Raw genomic sequence first — 16,314 nt, 5'->3', positions numbered from 1 at the left:
AGCCCGACTAGCGGCGCTTGTGCTGGTCGTTGAGGAGCGAGCGCAGGACGACGGCGCAGACGGCGACCGAGGCGGCGCTGACGGCGACGGCGAGGAGCATCGAGACGAGGACCGTGCCAACGACCAGGACGAGTCCGGCGCCGCCGGCGACGACGGCGAGGAGACCGGTCGGGGTGAGGCGGACGGCCGGGACCTGGACGCGGGGCGTGGCCGGGATGGGCGCGAGGGTGTGATCGTGGTGGTTGCAGGCCGCCGGCTCGATGTCGGCCGAGGTGGTCGGCTGGACGAGCGGGGTGACGAGGCCGGTCGGAAGCGGGTTGACCGGGATGCGAGGGCGGAGCATGGTGGGTCTCCCTACTTGTTGATCGTGGTGTCGATGAGCGGGGCGAGGACGCTGTCGGCGAGGAGGTAGCCGCCGAGGAGGATCACGGCGACGAGCCACCAGGGCGGGCGGATGAGCTTGATGCCGAGGCCGCCGACGACGACCAGCGCGAGCCAGAGAGGGACGTCCATGGGCGTGCTCCGTTCAGTCGGTGATACGGCAGCGGTGCGTACGGGCGGCGAGCTGGGCGGCCGAGGAGCTGGAGTAGGCGGAGGACCAGCCGCAGCGGTCGGACGTGCAGACGGCGGCGTACTTGGTACGGCCGTGGCGGTCGCGGTGGGTGCCGATCTGCACGGGGCCGATCCGCATCACGGAGTGGAAGTGGTCGCGGGCGGCCATGGCTCAGGCCTCCCTGGTGAAGTCGTCGGCGTGCTCGTTGAGCCACTGGCGAATCTCGGCCGACTCGTACTCGTCGGCGGCGAGGATCACGGGCTCGGCGGTGGCCATGGCTTCCACCAGGCGGTTGTTCCGGGTCAGTTCGGCGGCGCGCTCCAGGGCGTGCCGGGTCGAGTGGCGCATGGTCGATCTCCTTCTCAGGCGAGCTGGGCGGCGATGGCGTTGGCCATCAGGGGCGGGACGCCGAGGCGGGCGCGCAGGGTGTCGGCGTCGATCGGGTAGCCGGTGCGGGCGCGGTAGTCGTCGGCGACCTTCCGGGCGTGAGCGACGAGCGCCGGCGGTACGGAGACGGGGGCGGGTTCGGGCTCCGGTGCGGGTTCCGGATCCGGCTCCGGGGAGGGAAGGGCCGGTGCGGCGGCGATCTCCGGCGCAGGCTCGGCTACGTCATCCCGCTCGATGACGGCTTCCACGGCTGAGGGTTGCTCGGTGGTCGTGTCGGGTTCGGCAGGCGCCGCCGGATGCCCAGGTGAGTGGACAAGGAGGGTGCCGCCGAGGAACGCGAGGGCGGGCCAGCCCGCGACGAGGATGCGCAGCCAGGCGGGAACATGGCCGAGGTCGAGGAGACCGGCGGTGGCAACGTTCGCGCCGAGCGACGCGGCCAGGGCGACCATGAACCATGTCCAGGCCGAGCGGGCAGGTTCACCGGCAGCCCGCGAGGTCCGCAGCCGGTGCCAGGCGGCGACGAGCAGGAGATCCACGGAGACCGGGTAGGCCCAGGCCTTCCAACCGGACTGTCCGGCAGCCGCAGCCAGGTCGTGGAGGTGAGCGAAGGACAGGGCGCCGGCGATCACGGCTTGTACGAGGACGGCGTCCGGTCGGCGGATGGGACGCATCGGAGGGTCCTCCTTCCGGTTTCGGGCATGGGAGGGGTAGAGACCTGGCGCGATGCGGTCACGCCGCCGTGGAGCGAGGGAGTTCAGGCGATCGCGGGAGCAGTGACGGCCGAGGGCGCCGCGGCTTTGCCCAGCGGCGGCAGGACGGGCCGGAAGGCGTCCAGCGCGGGGATCTCGGGCGTGCGGTGAGCATGGGAGTTCGCGATGTTCACGGCTCGCCGGAGCGTGAGGTGGGGAGTGCGGATGCGGACCCACCCACCGGAGGAGTCGCCGGCGACGGCGGTGCCGGGCCGGTCGGTGCGGATCTGAACCGTGGCGAGGACGGCGTCCGGGGCGATGTCGCCGAAGGCCATGTTGGCGGAGGTCTCGTCGTTGACGCGGTGAGCGGTCCGGCCGGTGAGCTGGGCACGGAGCATGGTGATGCCCTTGCCGAGCTCGGAGCCGAAGCGCTGCCCGCAGATCTCCAGGTAGATGCCGGCGGCACGGCCGAGCTGAGCGAGCCGGACGAGTGAGGTGATGATCCGGTCCCGGCGCTTCTCTTCCTCCTTCGTGGCGAAGAGGGCGAGTTCGGCGACCTCATCGACCAGGAGCACGATCGGGGTCGGTCGCAGACGATCGGGCAGGTCCCAGATGTCGGCGGTGATCTCCGCATCCGGCAGGTCTGCACTCAATCTCTGCTCGCGGCGAATTAGTTGGTAGACGTCCTCCATGTGCTCGACCAAGGCGTCGAGGAGGTCGGCGGCGGCGTCAGGGTTGTCGCCCAGGGCGGTGAACCGCCGGGCAAGCGGAGCAAGTTCAACGCCCTGCTTGCAGTCGATCCCGACCAAGGCGACATCCAGCGGAGCGAGCGCAGCAACGAGGTTGCGCTGATAGACGGACTTCCCGGACTGGGTGGCGCCGACGTTCAGCGCGTGCGGGGTCTGGCGGTAGTCGCGGTAGTAGACCTCTCCGTCCTCCCGCATGGCGACCGGAACGCGCATCGCCCCGGCACGGGCAGTTGCGGGCATCTGGACCCGCTTGAGGACGTCGTACCCGGTCATCCGCAGCTCGACGACACCCGAGCGGATCTCCCGGGCGGTGACGTTCTGCATGACGAACGAGTGCCGGAGCCGGTCCGAGGCGGCGGAGAAGTCGAATGCGTCCTGACCGGGGCGCAGCTTCACCCGCAGTACGAGCCCAGTACGTGTCGGCCGCAGCCGCAGGATCCGGGGCGCCCGCGAGTCGAGGATGGGCCGGCCGGTCATCCGAGCCAGCGCCAGGCGCCAGCGCGAGGGCGGGACGGTCAGCCCACACGCGTCCATGACCGACGCATACCGGGCCAGGATCCGCACCACGGCGAAGGCGACGCCGAAGCTCATCCAGTACCAGGCCGGACGCTGCCACCGCAGCAGCAGGGCGACCGTGGCGACCAGTGCGAGGGTGACCGTTAAGGCGGTCATGGGTCAGCCGACCTTCGCGGCGGCGAGCGAGGTGACGGCGACGGCGCGGAAGCTGATGCCGTGCCGCTTCTGGCCGTTGAACTCGTTCTCCCACGGCCGGGCGACGACCCCGGTCAGGGCGACCGGGGTGCCCATCGACAGCTCCTCGGAGATGCCGGTCTTGGGCACGGTCAGGTTGAGGATCTCGGCGTTGCCGTCCATGACGAACATGACATCGACAGTCATGAGCGGGGCACCGGTGTCCCGGTCGGTGGCGATCTCACCGGTCTGACGGTTCGCGATCTTCGGGGCCGGGGGCTGGGCCACCATCACCATCGCGGCGGAGGTGTCGACGGGGATCTGACGCACAGTGGATCACTCCTCTATATAGGCTGGACTCATCCACTCCTGTACAGGAGTGACATGGGGAAGAGTGCACCACTCCTGTACATGAGTCAACCCGCCACGGAAAGAATCCGCAGCGGGTTGAGGGGAGTTGAGCGAGCGTCAGTCGGTCGCGGGGATCCGGTACTGGAAGACGAACTGGTCAGCGGCCATGAGCGTGTCGCAGACCTCCACGACACGCCCCTTCGTGGTCACCGCATCCCGCACCAGCTGAATCACGGGGGCGCCAGGACTCAGGGCCAACTCGGAGGCCTCCGCCTTCGCGGCCGACCGAGCCTGGAGCGTCTCCACGAACTCGGCGAAGGTGTGACCGTGGTCTTCGAGCCGGGCATAGATGCCACCCGGGCCGGGGTTCTCGGCGAACAGCTCGGGGATGTCCTTCACCACGTCCCACGGCAGGTACGACGAGGCGGTCTCGACGGGCGTCCCGTTCCGGAAGTACAGCCGACGCCGCGCAAGCACCTGAGTCCCCACCTCGACACCAAGCCGCTCAGCGATGTCCGCGGGCGCCTCCATGGGCCCGATGTAGAGGACGCTTACCTTCGCGGTGGCGCCGGACTGCTCGGACTCGGCGAGGTAGGCAGCCTTACCGCCCCGCCGGTGAGAAGCGCGGAAGCGATCCGAAGACCGAAGCCGTACGGGAGGCCGGTCCTTCACGATCGAACCCTTGCCGTGCCGGGTCTCGACGAGCCCGCTGGCCCGAACCTCGACCATGGCCTTCCGAATAGTCCCCCCAGCAACCCCGTACCGCTCGACGAGCTCCGACTCACTCGGAACCATGTCGCCGGCCTTGAGGACGCCGGACCGGATCTGCTGGACGATCTCGTCCGCGATCTGCACGTACCGAGGTACGGCCCTGCCAGCTCCTGCTGGAGTTCCCACAGTCCTACCCACTCTCATATGCTCCTGTACATGAGTAACGGGAGCGCGGGAACAAAGTCAACGCCACTCCACTCGGTGTCCGTGGCCGGAGCGGTAGTGCGCGAAGACGGGCGCCTCCTGGCCATCCGCCGAGCGGACAACGGCACGTGGGAGCTCCCGGGCGGCGTCCTCGAACTGACCGAGGCACCGGAAGCGGGCGTCGCCCGCGAGGTCCTGGAGGAGACGGGCATCCACGTCGAGGTAGACGAGCTGACCGGCGTGTACAAGAACACCACCCGCGGCATCGTGGCCCTGGTCTTCCGCTGCAAGCCCTCAGGCGGCACCGAGCGAACCTCGGACGAGTCCACCGCGGTGGACTGGCTGACGCCGGCCGAGGTCGAGGAACGCATGGCCGAGGTCTACGCGATCCGCCTCCTGGACGCCCTGGACGAAAACGGCCCCCACGTCCGAAGCCACGACGGCCGCCACCTGATCACGCACTAGTGAGCACACAACCGGCATGGCGGATGACCCGCGAGGAAGCGATCCTCCTCGTCGAACACCTCATGAACCCAGAGACTCCCGAGGAAGAGTCTTCCGAGATTCTGGCTTCCCTTGAACGGGGCCTGGCCTGCCCGCACATCAGCGACTACATCTTCTGGGACCCCGATCCCGAGCTGACGCCCGGAAAGGTCGTCGACAGGGCCATGGCGTACAAGCCGATCGTCCTTTGAGGGCAGCGCGGTAAGACTTTCTCTACTTCATCAAGGCACCCGCCGCGCACAGCGCGGCGCGCGCGGCCCGTCGCCCGGGCCTGCGCTCCTGTCTGACGCCCCGCTCCAGCCCGGCCGCCGTCCGCACGCCTACGGCTCGGGTTGATGGTGAGAACCGCGGTGGCTCGGCCGGCTGATCAGCTCGCGTCAAGACGATGCCTCCGGCGGGGGCGCTCCGACTCCGGGATGGCGGGGGCGCCGTTCGCGGGTGCCGGCCCGTGGATGGCTGGGGTGGGGAACTCCCATCCCGTCCGCCATCGACCCAGGACAAGCCGAGCAGACGCGGGGCCGGGCGTCCAGGTCGTTCGTACAGTGGCGCGCTCCACCTGGACGCCCGGCCCCGCGTCCGCTCCACATGCGTGTGGGTCGACGGCGGACGGGATGAGAGTTGGGCGATCGTTTGGTTGCGGCGGACTGAAACCCCACCGGCCATCTTCGGCCATTCACCCTCCAGATGGCTTGTTTCAATCTATTCTCGCGATATGGGCAACTACATAGCGGCACTGGCCGTCGTGATTAGCCTGGGTGCGCTTCTCTACGCACGTCGACAGGCTGTCTATGCGGGGCACCAACTGAGGCTCGCCGAGCGGGTGAGTAAAGAGGCGAACGACCCCTACGTCGTGGTGGACATCTGCCCTCGCGCTGGCGGCAGCGGGATCCTGGTTTTCGTGATCGAGAACCTCGGCAAGACAGTAGCCCGTGATGTCGAGTTCACGATCGACCCGCCAATCCAAGGAGGCGAGAGCCCAAACTGGGACACGGACATTGCGTCCGCCGTAGGACGCAGGATCCCTTTCCTGCCGCCTGGCCGTCGCCTTGAGTGGTTCTTCACCTTCGGTGGCCGCTTCTACCAAAGAACCGATCTGCCACGCCAGTACACCGTCACGGTGAACGCGGTGGGGCCCACGGGCGCGATCGCTCCCATGACTTACGTAATCGACCTGAACGTCATGGAGGGGATGGCCCTCGATCGCGAAACCGTGGTGGCCAAACTTGATCAGATTGCCAAGCACGCCGAGGCTGTGAGCGAGAAGCTGGGCCCCTAAAGCGCCTGGGCACTGGGCTCACCTGTGCTGCACGGCGGGGGCGGCGCAGGAACTGCGGTCAGGCCCAGTGGCGGGGCGGGGCGGGGCACTCGTGTGGTGGCTGCCGGTCGGCGCCGTTGTCCTGATCCCGAGGGCGGCACGGTTCTGGGTGGGCGCACAAGGTCGTTCGTACAGTGGCGCGCTCCACCTTGTGCGCCCACCCAGAACCGTGCAGGGGCGGTGCCCATCAGGACAACGGCACCGACCTCGAAGGAGCACACCATGGCCTGCACCGACCCCCAGTGCGACGCCGGCATCATCCCCAACCCGTACTCCGACGACCCTGAAGACCTCACCCTCTGCCCCGTCTGCAACCACGGCTACGACCCCCGCGACTACGCCAGCTGACCACCCGGGGCCCCGGCGCGAGTCGGGGCCCGAGTTTGGCGGCAGTGGGTCCGTGCAAAACCGCTTGCGAGTGGCGCGCTCCGCTCACAAGGTCGGCGCCGCACTTCGGCGCTTTGCCCGGTGATCGGTGGGACAAAAGCTGAAGGTGGCAGTGCAGTCAGGAGGGGTCTGTGTCCTGAGCTAGGAGGTCGTGCAGCATATGACCATGCAGCTTGATTCCATCGTCACCGTTGCGCCGCTGATCACGGCTGGTGCAGCACTCATCGTCGGCGGCGTTACGCGGTGGACCCAGAAGGGCGTAGCCCGAGATCGGATCCTCTGGGAGGGCAAGCTTGAGATTGCCAAGTTTGACGTAGCTCGGTTCGAGACGACGCTCAAACACCTCATCGAAGCAGCGGATGCCGGCACTCGTTACGTCGTTGCGCTGGGCGATATCGATGCCACTGATTACAAACAGCGCGAATCGTATGTTTTCGCCATCTTGGAGCCGATCGGCAGGGCCAGGGTAGAGGCGCATGCGTTGCCAACCTTTCCCGGCATTGATGAGGTCAAGGCGGCAATCGGGCGACTTGAGAAGCTTGCCGCGGTACCCGAGAGCCACGAGAGTCTTTTGGATCTTTGGGATCCAGTCGGGCTGGGCGAGGCAATCAAGATGCTGAGTAGGGGGCGCAGCACCTACATGCGCGAAGTCACTCAGCCTAGAACGTCCAGGTTGCGGACGCTGTGGACCTGGAGTGGCAGGCGATCCCGTGAGCCGCTGGAGTCGTCAAGCGCTGTGGTGACGGCTGACATCAGCGCCTGACACCAACAGGAGCGGATTCCGCCGATCGCTGATCAACCTCGGCGGCAGGTCAGTGGGGACTGCAAACGGAATGTGCGAGATCGCGTACCCCGGGTCATCGACCTGATAAGGATGAGGCAAAGCGGCAATGCCGATGGAGTCGTCGTCACTCAACGAACGGCACTATGCCCGACCACGTTAGGTCAACTTGCTCCTGTCCCCGCGATCTTGACCAGCCTGTTGAGCCACGCCGCACCACAGTTGATCTGCCCAGCGATCGTACGCGCCCCACCCAGCACGAGCAGCAGTTCGACTCGGCACCACTCCGCGGGCCACACTCGGGTCCACCGATGATCTGACGATCTCTCCCGAGTAGTTGCTTACAGGAAGAACCTAAGGGGCATAGTTAGTACCCAGGAGGCTCAATTCCAGGTGTCTCACAAGCACCACCCGACTCGCCAGTTTCAGAGGGAAAGCAATGGATGAGATCGAGGAAAGTTCTATTGACCTGCACGCGACCGCATCGGGGAACAGTGGAATTTATCAAGCACGCAGAGATCAGCATGTCACACACAACAACGTCTCCATCACCTTACACACCCTTGAGGCTTCGACTCTCACGCCTGGATTAGTCCAGAGAGCAGCCGATACATCACCTCAACCGGACCGGCGAAGTTTCATGCAGGTGGTCGGGAGTGTCGCCTTAGGTGGCGTCAGCCGGTTGGGCGGATCGGTGCGAGTCGCGCCCGACCTAGTCACATCCTTGGCGCACTTACGCAAGAATCTCGTAGCCTCTGAGAGGGTGATAGGGCCGACACGACTTCTCCCATTGGTTCACCATCAAGTTAGCCTCGTCGATGCGCTAATAAAGGAGACAGGCGAAACTCACATCGCTCAGAGCCTACTTAGACTGCAATCCCTGTGGATGGATTTCTCGTGCTGGCTGTGGCAAAGCCGCGGGGACTATGATAAAGCAGCGGTATATGCCGATCGATCAATCATACTCGCCCAGGCTGGAGGCGACGAGGTTCTAGCCTCGTACTTCTTCTCACGCCGCTCCCAAGTGGCAGCCGACCAGGGCAATGGAGCCTTAGGATTGGGGATGGCCGAGTTCTCCACCAAGTTAGAGGGCGAGAACATCCATCGAATCTCAGCTAACGCTCACCTACAATGCGCGCAGGCTTGGTCGATTCTCGGCAACGAAAGAAAAGCTCGACAATACCTCGATACCGCCGAGGAGCTTCTAGATGGTGCGGGACATCTCTCGAGCAACCCTCTCGGAATCTCCGCTAGCTTTATGCGTGCACGCCATCTCCAAGCCCAAAAAGGAATAGCCCTACTAAGGCTTGGACGCTTCGAGGAGTCGATCAATAATACATCAGCAGCCATGGATGGATGGGGTGAAGATTTCGGCCATGAGGGAGGATTTCATCTCTCATACCTGGCTCTAGCTTACGCAAGAAAGGGGGAATGCGACATCTCTCTCCAGCATGCGATGTCAGCGCTGGAGATTGCCAACAAGGCTGGTGCCGGCCGAGGCATCGAGATCTTAGAGGAAGTAGGTTCAACGCTGATAGGCAGAGGTTATTCATCGCCAGTAATGGACGCCTTTACGCGTCGACTAAAAGCCGATCAGGACGCCGGAAGCCGGTCATGAACCTGTGGCTTGCATCAACTCGAGCCGGACAGTGGGCAGCAACAGCGCTCCCCCTTCACTCACTCGCTCTGCCCTCGCCCGCGCATACTCAGTGATTCCCAGATGACCAGACACCTGGCAGACCCTGCCACAGCCGTCGGCACAACCTCCTAGTGAGCCTCATCAGTCGATAATGTGCTGGTCGCGGCCTGCCTGATAGATCCTGGAATGGCCCGAGGCGGTGGCATGTTGCGTCACTGCTGGGGCGCCCCCTGGCTGCGCGGCCAGTTCATCCAGCAGCCTCCGCAGTTCGCCGGCTACCTCCGGCCGGATAGCGAGAAGGCGTCGAATCCGCCCCTGCCATTCCGCCTGAAGCTCACCATGAACATTTGAATCACCCGTCTCCGAGGCTACGAGAAGGTCCTCGCGGGTGACATCGAGTTCGACAGCGACAGATTCGGCCCGCTCTGCGTGCTCACGTCGCCAGAGTGACGTGATCCCCTCCCGCACCCGTTCCCAGGCGTCCGTAGCCATCAAGGTGACGATGGTAGTTCCTGCACTACTGGCCAATGCGACGATCTCCGGTTCCACAGCTCCCCCCTCAGCCGTTGCCTGACGTCAACCCTGCAACTGTATGACGCACTATTCGACACAAGGGAAACTTGGCTGTAACCGGGCGCCACGGTGGCGTAAAACCAACGCGCACAGCCCTCAGGTCTGGTGTGCAGTTCTACCGATGCCGAGGATCCCGGTCTAACGAAACTCGGCCCTGGACAGCTGCGGCTGGTTCTCGCTCTATCTGCGTGCGGCCATCAGCCCCACCCTGGGCGCTGGGGAAGCATCGCGATCGTAGGGGGCTGGGATGACTAAGCGACGACGGTCGCAGCCTAGGGACAACCGGGGGCGCTTCACAACAACCGGCGTCCCGCTATGGCTGGGCGTCCTGGTGGTGGTCGTGCTGGTGTACTCGTTCCTCCGCTAGCGGTGCTCCGACGCAGCGCATCCACGGTGCCCCTGCAAGCTGCGGCCTATTCGTGGACCTACGGAACGGCGCGCGCCTCTCCTAAACTCCTGACCTGGTGAAACATGTGGGACGCACGGGGCCTCCGGAGCCGTGTGCACGAAGCCCCGGGCTTTGGCCCGGGGCTTCGTGTCGTTGTGGCGCGTGGCTGTTAGCCGAAGGCGCCTGCCGACAGGTGGGGGACCTCGTTGCTGTCTCTGTGGTCGGAGGTGCCCAGCGTCGGGAGGCGGTGGCCGCGGCTTGCGGCTACGCGGAGTGCGTCTCGCAGAGCGCCGGTGAGGTCTGACGCCACGAGACGGAGTTCTTCCGGGGCCGTCGACTCGTCGGCGAGTACCTCTTGGGCGTGCTCCAAGAGCTGCACTGCGACTTCGAGTTGGGTGGCTTCGGCGCGGTCGGCCAGGCGGGACAAGGGGCCGTTGGTGCCGTCGGTGCTCAGGAAGCAGGGCTTGCCGTCGGGTCCCGACCATGGGAGGAGTCGGAGCTCGTTGTGAGGCGTCATCCTTCGGCCCTTCTGCCTTCGGGCGTGTGGTGGGTGGTGAAGGTGGCTTCCGCGCGGTCGCCGGGGAGGGCCAGGAGCGCGGCCTCGACGACGCGGCCGGCGCTGTCGGTCGCTACGCGGGTGATCGCCAGAACGGCGAGGGTCGGGCTGATTCGGAGGGTTGCCGCTTCCAACGGGGTGGGGAGGCGAGCGCAGAGTCTCTCCTCGACCTCGGCCAATGGCGTCGCCACGGTTGTGGGCCAGGTCGACTCGTCGGGTATGACAGTCGGCGCCAGATCGCGAGGGATGTAGACGTGGGACAGGCTGTGGGGCGAGGTTCCGTCGTGACTCAGGCACTGGAATTCGGTGAGGGGACTCCCAGCCGGTACCCGCAGCAAGACGGAAAGGTGGCCGCGCGCCCGGATTTTGGCGGTCCGGACGCTGATCTGCAAGCCCGGAGTCGGCAGTGTTGGGCCGCCGCCGAGGTACGTGATCCTGCGAAGAGGGGGGCGGACGAAGTTGCCCTTGCCGTGGACCTTTTCGACGAGGCCTTCGGCCTGGAGGAGCGCGAGGGCGCTCCGTAGGGTCGGCGTGCTGACCGTGTAGCGGGCGGCGAGCTGGGCTTCGGAGGGAAGGCGGTCGCCGGCCTTGATGTGGCCGGTCGAGATCTGGGCCCTGAGGTCATCGGCGATGACGTGACGGCGAGAGGCCACGGCGCTGATCACCAACTCTCTGCATCCTCAGGGCGATGAGCCGGGTTCGGGAATGCATGGTCAGCAGTTCGCCCGACTCGAAGAGGAGGCGCTTTGCACCGCCCGGAAGTTGGATGAGGTCGGCCACGCGGCACGGCTGGCCGCCGATCTGGATGACATCGCCCCGCTGGACGTTGGCCGAGGTGATCTCGACGTTGGAGGCCAGCGCGCCGACCGGCGTCCAGCTCCTCATGAGGTTGCCTCCTTCGACGCTTCCCGGTCGGTCGCCGGGTGGCAGGGGCAGTCGCACGCCTCGTAGATCACGGGGACGCCGACTGGTGCCAAGGACGGCGAGGACTGCGCGCACTCGTGGTGCGTGCCGATCCGACACGAGCTCGATCGGTAGGGGACGGCTTTCGCATGCATCAGTTGACCTCCGGCGGCATGAAGCACGGCGGTCCTAAGGGGCGCACTCTGGTGCGCCCAACTGCGCGGCGGATACGGTTCAACACGCTGATCAGCTCCTATCGCTGATGGCCAGGTCCCCGGACATCGCGCGTCGCGGGGACCGTTCTGTGTACGGCTGCCCATAAGGTCCGGCCGTTCAAGCTGCTGGCCTGGAGTCCGAATCGATCGGCCTCCGCCACCACTTCCAAGGCCTCCCGCCATGTCTCGGCGGGAAGCGATTCCGGCACCTCCGCTTCGATCCACATGTGACGGGCGTGCTCCTCCACGCGCGTGGTGAGTCCGAGGGCGGACAGCCGGGCGGCGATGTCCTCCGCGCTTACTGCCGAAGCGGGCACAGGAGAGCCTCCGTCGCCAAGGGATCACGTTGCGTGAAGCTAGTTAACTAGATTAGGGCTAGTGGACTAGATTTTCCATATGCCTGAGCAGCAGCCGCCGTATCTCCGCATCGCTGACGAACTCCGGCGGAGGATCGCGGAGCACGAGTGGGAGCCCGGAGACCGGCTCCCCTCGCGTGCCCAGATCGGCCAAGAGTGCGGCGTCGGCGAGAACGTCGTCCGCCGGGCGCAGGAGCTGCTGATCTCCCAAGGGGTCCTGGAGGGGCGGGCGGGATCCGGAACGTACGTCGCGGAGCCTCGTCAGCGTGTGCGCGTGGTCCGCTCGTCAGCGCGCGAGCAGGGCGGTGGTTCGCCGTTCCGGGCCGACATGAAGGCCTTGGGTAGGCAGGGGGACTGGGAGAGCCGGACCGAGGCCAAGGTTCCGGCGCCGGCGGAGATCGCCGCACGGCTCGGCATCGCCGAGGGCGACCTGTGTGTCCGCACGGTGTACGAGTTCCTCGCCGACGGACGGCCCGTGCAGTTGTCCACGAGCTGGGAGCCGTACGACCTCACCGGCGGAACTCTCGTCGTCCTTCCCGAGGGCGGGCCACACGCCGGGGCTGGCGTCGTGAACCGGATGGCCGAGATCGGCATCACGGTCAGCCATGCCGTCGAGCAGCCCGAACCGCGTCAGGCCACCGCCGAGGAAGCCTCACTCCTCGGGATCCAGAAGGCCGCGCTCGTCACGCACATCCGGCGCACCTACTACAGCGACCAGGGGCGACCCGTGGAAACGGCGGACATCGTCGTGCCCGCCACCCTGTGCGAGATCGTCTACGAGATCCCCATCGCACGGTAGTCCGGTTCAGCCCTGTAGGTAGGGCCATCCGTCCTGGTTGGAGTAGCTCTCAAAGCAGTACCGGGTCAGGCGGTCCCACTCCTTGCCAGTGGCCAGTTCGTACGCCTTGTCCGGTACGGATAGCAGCCATTCACCGTCGTACTCGGTGGAGGTGTACGGGGCGAACTTGTCGACGTCGAAGAAGACGCTCTCCCACACGGTTTGGCCTGCGGCTACGACGGCGCAGCGTGTGTACAGGAAGACGTCGGACGATTGCGGGAACGGGCTGCCGTCTCGATCTGTCAGGTCGACCACGGGGAGGGTTCCGAACTTCTCCTGGTCCAGGCGGTAGAGGGCCTCGGCGTGACGTTCGGCGAAGCCGATGATGTCGGGGATGGGGCGGCGGCTCAGCTCCTCGGCAAGGCGCTGGCAGCTCCCTTGGGTTGCTTCGCCGTCCAGGGTGGCTATCAGTGCCCAGAAGTCGGCCCATGTCATTCTCACGAGCGCAGGATGTCAGGGCGGTCTGACATCAACGAGAGCGCACAACCCAACTGGGTTGTCAGTGCTTCGGCGTACCTTCTCGCCATGGCGAACAGACCCCCTGAGAACTGGCGTGCCTGGATGGCGGAGGTGGCCCGCGATGTCGAGGCCGGGATTTTGGGACCCGAGTGTTCCGGCGCGGCGGCGATGTACCCCGAGTCCTTGTTGATGGCGACGGATTCGGTGCTGGAAGCCTTCGAGGCGGAGGTGAGTGGGCTCCTGGAGCCCTCCGACGATGAGGTCTTTGGAGCGGTCGAGAGGGTTGTACTCGCGCTCAATGCTGTGGACGGCGACACGAGCCATGGTGGCGCCGGCTACTGCACCGAAGAGCGGGAGCAGCTGTGCGAGTACATCGACCGCACCTTGGGCGAGCATGGTGTGGACGTGGCTGCTCTGGCAACGAGGAGGGGCATCAATCGTGCCGAGATCACGGACGCCTGGCGCGCCTGGTGACCACCGGTTCCCGAGCTTCCGCCAGTGTCTGTGTACGAGGGCCAAGCCCCCTGTCTCCGGTGCCTTGCCTGTGCAGGGGCATCATGAGTTCCATGACTTCCGGAAGCGGCTCAGCGCCGATCGAGAGCACTCACGTCACGGCTGCCGTTGAGGGCACGGGGCTCCGCTTCTCCTGGGATGCCGATGCCCGGATCGAGGTGCGGAATCTCGGGAGCGAGGTCGTCATCGAGGCGAATGCCGCGGGGCTCAGGACGCTTGCCGGGCATCTTCTGGTGCTGGCAGGCGAAGGAGTTCCCGATGGAGCCCATCTGCACCTCGAAGACAGCAACGGGTTGGAAGACGGGTCCGTCGGACTGGTCCTGGAGCGCAGCGACGAGGAGTGACTGGCCACTCGCAGCCGCCGCCGGAGCTGACATCCAAAACTGACATCAACGACGGCGGATGACGGTGGTCGTACGCGGTTTGCCGTGGCGGAGGTGACCAGCGATCCGCCCCTGGTGAGAGCGCCCCGCACGAGCTTACAAAGCAGATGTCGGCGGTTCGAAACCGTCCGCGCCCACCAGTCAAAAGGCCTCCAACCGATCTTGGTTGGGGGGCCTTTGACGGCTAAAAGTGACGGCAACGCCTATTCGGCGGGCCGCCGCCGGCGCAGCAGCCGGTCCATGTGTCCCATGGCCTCCCGCCTGCCGCTGTCGGCCACGTGGGTGTAGATGTTCATCGTGACGGCGATCTGCGAGTGACCGAGGATCTCCATCACCACCCGAGGTGCCACCCCGGCCGCGAACAGCAGCGTGGCGCACCCGTGCCGCGCGTCGTGCAGCCGGATCCGCGGCAGGCCGGCGGCCTGACCGATCCGCTCGAAGGACCGGCTGATGTTGCGCGGCTCGATCGGCCGGCCGGTGCGGGTCGTGAACACGTAGTCGCTCTCCTCCCACTCCTGTTCCTTGGCCGCGGCCTGCAAGGCGACCTGCCGCATCCGCTGCCAGCGCAGGGGCGCCACGCACATCCGGGGGAGGGGAATGACTCGGCTCCGCCTATTCTTGGTGGAGTCCGCGTACAGCTCCTTCTGCACGCGCTGAATCTGATTCCGCACGGTCAGGGTCCGGCGGTCGAAGTCGATGTCGGACCAGCGCAGCCCGAGGATCTCGCCCCGGCGCAGCCCCAGGGCGACCGCCAGCACGAAGGCCGCGTACAGCGGGTCGCGCCGACTGGCCTCCAAGAATGTGAGCGTCTCTTCGAGGTCCCACGGCTTCAACTCACGCTGGACGATGCGTGGCGCCGGCACGAGCATCACCACGTTGCGGCTGATCAGCTCCTCACGGTTCGCAGCGGTGAGCGCGCTGCGCAGCACGCGGTGCGACTCCTTCGCCGTCGCAGCGGAGGCCTGCGCGGTGACGGCAGCCAGCATCCGCCGCACGTCCCGCACGCCGAGGGTCTCCAGACGCTTGGAGCCCAGATGCGGGATGAGGTACAGACGGACGTGGGTCTCGTACTTGGCGTACGTCGTCTTCTTGCGGTCCTGCTTGACGAACGTCTCCAGCCAGAAGGGCAGCCACTCGGAGAGCTTGGCCGAGCGGGTGGGCGTCGGGATGCCCTGGCGGTCGCGGAGCACCAGCTCTTGACGCTTGGCGTCGCACTCCGCCCATGTCTTGCCGTACACGGTCTTCCGGCTGCGAGTGCCGTCGGGCTGGGGGACGTAGACGCGCGCCTCGTAACGCCCGTCGCTGCGCTGCCAGATGCTGCCGGCGCCGTTCGGATTCCTCTTGCGTGCCATCAGGCGGCTTCCTCCAACTTGGCTTCCAGGTAGGCGCGAACGCTGTCCGCGGGGATCCGACGCGAGCGGCCCTCGGTGAAGCTGGGGAGGGCGCGAGAGCGGATCAGGTTGTAGACGGTGAAGCGGCTGAGCCGCAGGGCGGCCATGACCTCGGCGACAGTCAGGGCCTGGTGGGTAGTGGGCAGGGGGAACTCACAGCGGTCTTCTGGGCGGTGTTCAGTGCGTGTGTGTCCGAGGCTGGGATTTCTGCGTCACCTGCGTCATTCGCGGCCCTGAACTGCTGTTTTGGGTGACGAGTTGCACCTCCCCTCCTACTGTGGAGACCGTGACCGGAGGGATAGTTGGGGGTCATGGCATCCAGGAAGCGCATCTACGACGCCGAGTTCCGTGAGGGGGCGGTGCGGATCGTGGCGGAGACCGGGAAGCCGGTTCCGGAGGTCGCCGAGGATCTGGGCGTCCATCCCGGGACGCTGCACAGCTGGGTGTCGCGGGCGCGGCGCAACGGGTCGCCGTCGTCGGACCGGCTGGTGGCCGAGCCGTCTTCTTCTGGTGGCCGGCTGCGGGAGAGTGAGCGGGCGGATCTGGAGCGGTTGCGGACCCGAGGCAGGGAGAAGGGCAAACGCATTCGCGAGCTGGAGAGCGTGATGTGTGCAAGCGATTCGTGGCCTTGTGGGTGAAGTAGCTGAGGCGGACCCGGCCGTGGCGGTCGGGGTGATCAGCAGCTGCACGGCCGAGGAGGGCATACCGCATCGCGTCGCCTGCCGGGCTCTGGGTGTCGGAGTCGTGGTACTGCAAGTGGCGCGACCGGCCGCCGACCG

Annotated in this window: 26 protein-coding genes; 10 read left to right on the top strand and 16 right to left on the bottom strand. The window is 66.3% G+C overall.

The genetic code is table 11. The annotated features are described in order from the left end of the window. Positions 1–7: 7 nt before the first annotated feature. The 8 genes from R4Z63_RS09750 to R4Z63_RS09715 all read right to left on the bottom strand — a co-directional run bounded on the left by R4Z63_RS09750 (position 8) and on the right by R4Z63_RS09715 (position 4,334). A complete protein-coding gene (locus tag R4Z63_RS09750) occupies positions 8–343 on the bottom strand; it encodes a SpdD-like protein (protein WP_384456553.1) in 336 nt (111 codons plus the stop codon). Positions 344–354: 11 nt separating this feature from the next. After that, positions 355–513, bottom strand: a complete 159-nt coding sequence (locus tag R4Z63_RS09745; RefSeq protein ID WP_384456555.1) for a hypothetical protein — start codon at positions 511–513, stop codon at positions 355–357. A 13-nt stretch (positions 514–526) separates the two neighbouring features. Next, on the bottom strand, positions 527–721 hold the full coding sequence (locus tag R4Z63_RS09740; RefSeq protein WP_384456558.1) for a mobile element transfer protein: 195 nt from the start codon (positions 719–721) through the stop codon (positions 527–529). A gap of 3 nt (positions 722–724) precedes the next feature. Then, complete coding sequence (locus tag R4Z63_RS09735) at positions 725–901, bottom strand: hypothetical protein (protein WP_384456561.1); 177 nt, start codon at positions 899–901, stop codon at positions 725–727. Positions 902–915: 14 nt separating this feature from the next. Further along, positions 916–1,611, bottom strand: a complete 696-nt coding sequence (locus tag R4Z63_RS09730; RefSeq protein ID WP_384456564.1) for a DUF2637 domain-containing protein — start codon at positions 1,609–1,611, stop codon at positions 916–918. A gap of 83 nt (positions 1,612–1,694) precedes the next feature. Beyond that, positions 1,695–3,050: an FtsK/SpoIIIE domain-containing protein gene (locus R4Z63_RS09725; protein ID WP_384456567.1), complete on the bottom strand. Its 1,356-nt coding sequence runs from the start codon at positions 3,048–3,050 to the stop codon at positions 1,695–1,697. Between the two features lie 3 nt (positions 3,051–3,053). Continuing rightward, positions 3,054–3,398: an SCO3933 family regulatory protein gene (locus R4Z63_RS09720; protein WP_030688073.1), complete on the bottom strand. Its 345-nt coding sequence runs from the start codon at positions 3,396–3,398 to the stop codon at positions 3,054–3,056. Positions 3,399–3,536: 138 nt separating this feature from the next. Next, the gene (locus R4Z63_RS09715; RefSeq protein WP_384456570.1) at positions 3,537–4,334 is read right to left on the bottom strand and encodes a GntR family transcriptional regulator; all 798 of its coding nucleotides are present in this window, start codon (positions 4,332–4,334) and stop codon (positions 3,537–3,539) included. Between R4Z63_RS09715 and R4Z63_RS09710 the strand changes: the two genes are divergently transcribed. The 6 genes from R4Z63_RS09710 (at position 4,335) to R4Z63_RS09685 (ending at position 8,939) form a co-directional block, all read left to right on the top strand. Then, complete coding sequence (locus tag R4Z63_RS09710) at positions 4,335–4,799, top strand: NUDIX hydrolase (protein ID WP_384456573.1); 465 nt, start codon at positions 4,335–4,337, stop codon at positions 4,797–4,799. After that, complete coding sequence (locus R4Z63_RS09705; protein WP_384456576.1) at positions 4,799–5,029, top strand: bacteriocin immunity protein; 231 nt, start codon at positions 4,799–4,801, stop codon at positions 5,027–5,029. The genes R4Z63_RS09710 and R4Z63_RS09705 overlap by 1 nt, the downstream gene beginning before the upstream one ends. Positions 5,030–5,550: 521 nt before the next feature. Continuing rightward, on the top strand, positions 5,551–6,114 hold the full coding sequence (locus tag R4Z63_RS09700; protein ID WP_384456341.1) for a DUF8453 domain-containing protein: 564 nt from the start codon (positions 5,551–5,553) through the stop codon (positions 6,112–6,114). A 261-nt stretch (positions 6,115–6,375) separates the two neighbouring features. After that, positions 6,376–6,501 (top strand): hypothetical protein, encoded by a 126-nt coding sequence (locus tag R4Z63_RS09695; protein ID WP_384456338.1) that lies wholly within the window; start codon positions 6,376–6,378, stop codon positions 6,499–6,501. A 199-nt stretch (positions 6,502–6,700) separates the two neighbouring features. Next, positions 6,701–7,303 (top strand): hypothetical protein, encoded by a 603-nt coding sequence (locus tag R4Z63_RS09690; RefSeq protein ID WP_384456335.1) that lies wholly within the window; start codon positions 6,701–6,703, stop codon positions 7,301–7,303. 457 nt (positions 7,304–7,760) lie between these two features. Further along, positions 7,761–8,939 carry an NsdA family TPR-like regulatory protein gene (locus R4Z63_RS09685; protein ID WP_491522529.1) on the top strand — a complete coding sequence of 393 codons (1,179 nt, stop codon included), beginning with the start codon at positions 7,761–7,763 and terminating at the stop codon, positions 8,937–8,939. 162 nt (positions 8,940–9,101) lie between these two features. Here R4Z63_RS09685 and R4Z63_RS09680 read toward each other — a convergent pair whose 3' ends face one another. The 5 genes from R4Z63_RS09680 to R4Z63_RS09660 form a co-directional block, all read right to left on the bottom strand. Further along, positions 9,102–9,509 carry a hypothetical protein gene (locus R4Z63_RS09680; RefSeq protein WP_384456329.1) on the bottom strand — a complete coding sequence of 136 codons (408 nt, stop codon included), beginning with the start codon at positions 9,507–9,509 and terminating at the stop codon, positions 9,102–9,104. 581 nt (positions 9,510–10,090) lie between these two features. Beyond that, positions 10,091–10,438 carry a hypothetical protein gene (locus R4Z63_RS09675; protein WP_384456327.1) on the bottom strand — a complete coding sequence of 116 codons (348 nt, stop codon included), beginning with the start codon at positions 10,436–10,438 and terminating at the stop codon, positions 10,091–10,093. Then, positions 10,435–11,142, bottom strand: a complete 708-nt coding sequence (locus tag R4Z63_RS09670) for a GntR family transcriptional regulator (RefSeq protein ID WP_384456355.1) — start codon at positions 11,140–11,142, stop codon at positions 10,435–10,437. Before R4Z63_RS09670 ends, R4Z63_RS09675 begins: the two co-directional genes overlap by 4 nt. Further along, the gene (locus R4Z63_RS09665) at positions 11,099–11,362 is read right to left on the bottom strand and encodes a hypothetical protein (RefSeq protein ID WP_384456325.1); all 264 of its coding nucleotides are present in this window, start codon (positions 11,360–11,362) and stop codon (positions 11,099–11,101) included. Before R4Z63_RS09665 ends, R4Z63_RS09670 begins: the two co-directional genes overlap by 44 nt. A gap of 271 nt (positions 11,363–11,633) precedes the next feature. Continuing rightward, positions 11,634–11,912 carry a hypothetical protein gene (locus tag R4Z63_RS09660; protein ID WP_384456322.1) on the bottom strand — a complete coding sequence of 93 codons (279 nt, stop codon included), beginning with the start codon at positions 11,910–11,912 and terminating at the stop codon, positions 11,634–11,636. 79 nt (positions 11,913–11,991) lie between these two features. On the opposite strand from R4Z63_RS09660, the gene R4Z63_RS09655 reads away from it, so the two are divergent. Further along, a complete protein-coding gene (locus R4Z63_RS09655; RefSeq protein ID WP_384456320.1) occupies positions 11,992–12,750 on the top strand; it encodes a GntR family transcriptional regulator in 759 nt (252 codons plus the stop codon). Between the two features lie 6 nt (positions 12,751–12,756). Here the strand turns inward: R4Z63_RS09655 and R4Z63_RS09650 are convergent, their stop codons facing one another. Next, entirely contained in the window at positions 12,757–13,224 is a 468-nt protein-coding gene (locus R4Z63_RS09650) for a DUF4240 domain-containing protein (protein ID WP_384456352.1), read from the bottom strand. Positions 13,225–13,314: 90 nt separating this feature from the next. On the opposite strand from R4Z63_RS09650, the gene R4Z63_RS09645 reads away from it, so the two are divergent. Both R4Z63_RS09645 and R4Z63_RS09640 read left to right on the top strand, forming a co-directional pair. After that, positions 13,315–13,722, top strand: a complete 408-nt coding sequence (locus R4Z63_RS09645; protein WP_384456317.1) for a hypothetical protein — start codon at positions 13,315–13,317, stop codon at positions 13,720–13,722. A gap of 92 nt (positions 13,723–13,814) precedes the next feature. Further along, the gene (locus R4Z63_RS09640) at positions 13,815–14,105 is read left to right on the top strand and encodes an Imm32 family immunity protein (RefSeq protein WP_384456314.1); all 291 of its coding nucleotides are present in this window, start codon (positions 13,815–13,817) and stop codon (positions 14,103–14,105) included. Between the two features lie 242 nt (positions 14,106–14,347). Here the strand turns inward: R4Z63_RS09640 and R4Z63_RS09635 are convergent, their stop codons facing one another. Both R4Z63_RS09635 and R4Z63_RS09630 read right to left on the bottom strand, forming a co-directional pair. Continuing rightward, positions 14,348–15,496, bottom strand: coding sequence for a tyrosine-type recombinase/integrase (locus R4Z63_RS09635; RefSeq protein WP_384456311.1), 1,149 nt, complete (start codon positions 15,494–15,496; stop codon positions 14,348–14,350). Continuing rightward, on the bottom strand, positions 15,496–15,681 hold the full coding sequence (locus R4Z63_RS09630) for a helix-turn-helix domain-containing protein (RefSeq protein ID WP_384456348.1): 186 nt from the start codon (positions 15,679–15,681) through the stop codon (positions 15,496–15,498). Before R4Z63_RS09630 ends, R4Z63_RS09635 begins: the two co-directional genes overlap by 1 nt. A gap of 165 nt (positions 15,682–15,846) precedes the next feature. On the opposite strand from R4Z63_RS09630, the gene R4Z63_RS09625 reads away from it, so the two are divergent. Then, entirely contained in the window at positions 15,847–16,173 is a 327-nt protein-coding gene (locus R4Z63_RS09625; protein WP_384456308.1) for a transposase, read from the top strand. The last annotated feature ends 141 nt before the right edge of the window (positions 16,174–16,314 follow it).

It is taken from the genome of Streptomyces sp. PL-29, from assembly GCF_058344425.1.
The sequence above is the reverse complement of the archived record's forward strand: the minus strand, read 5'-3'. Positions and strand labels throughout refer to the sequence as shown.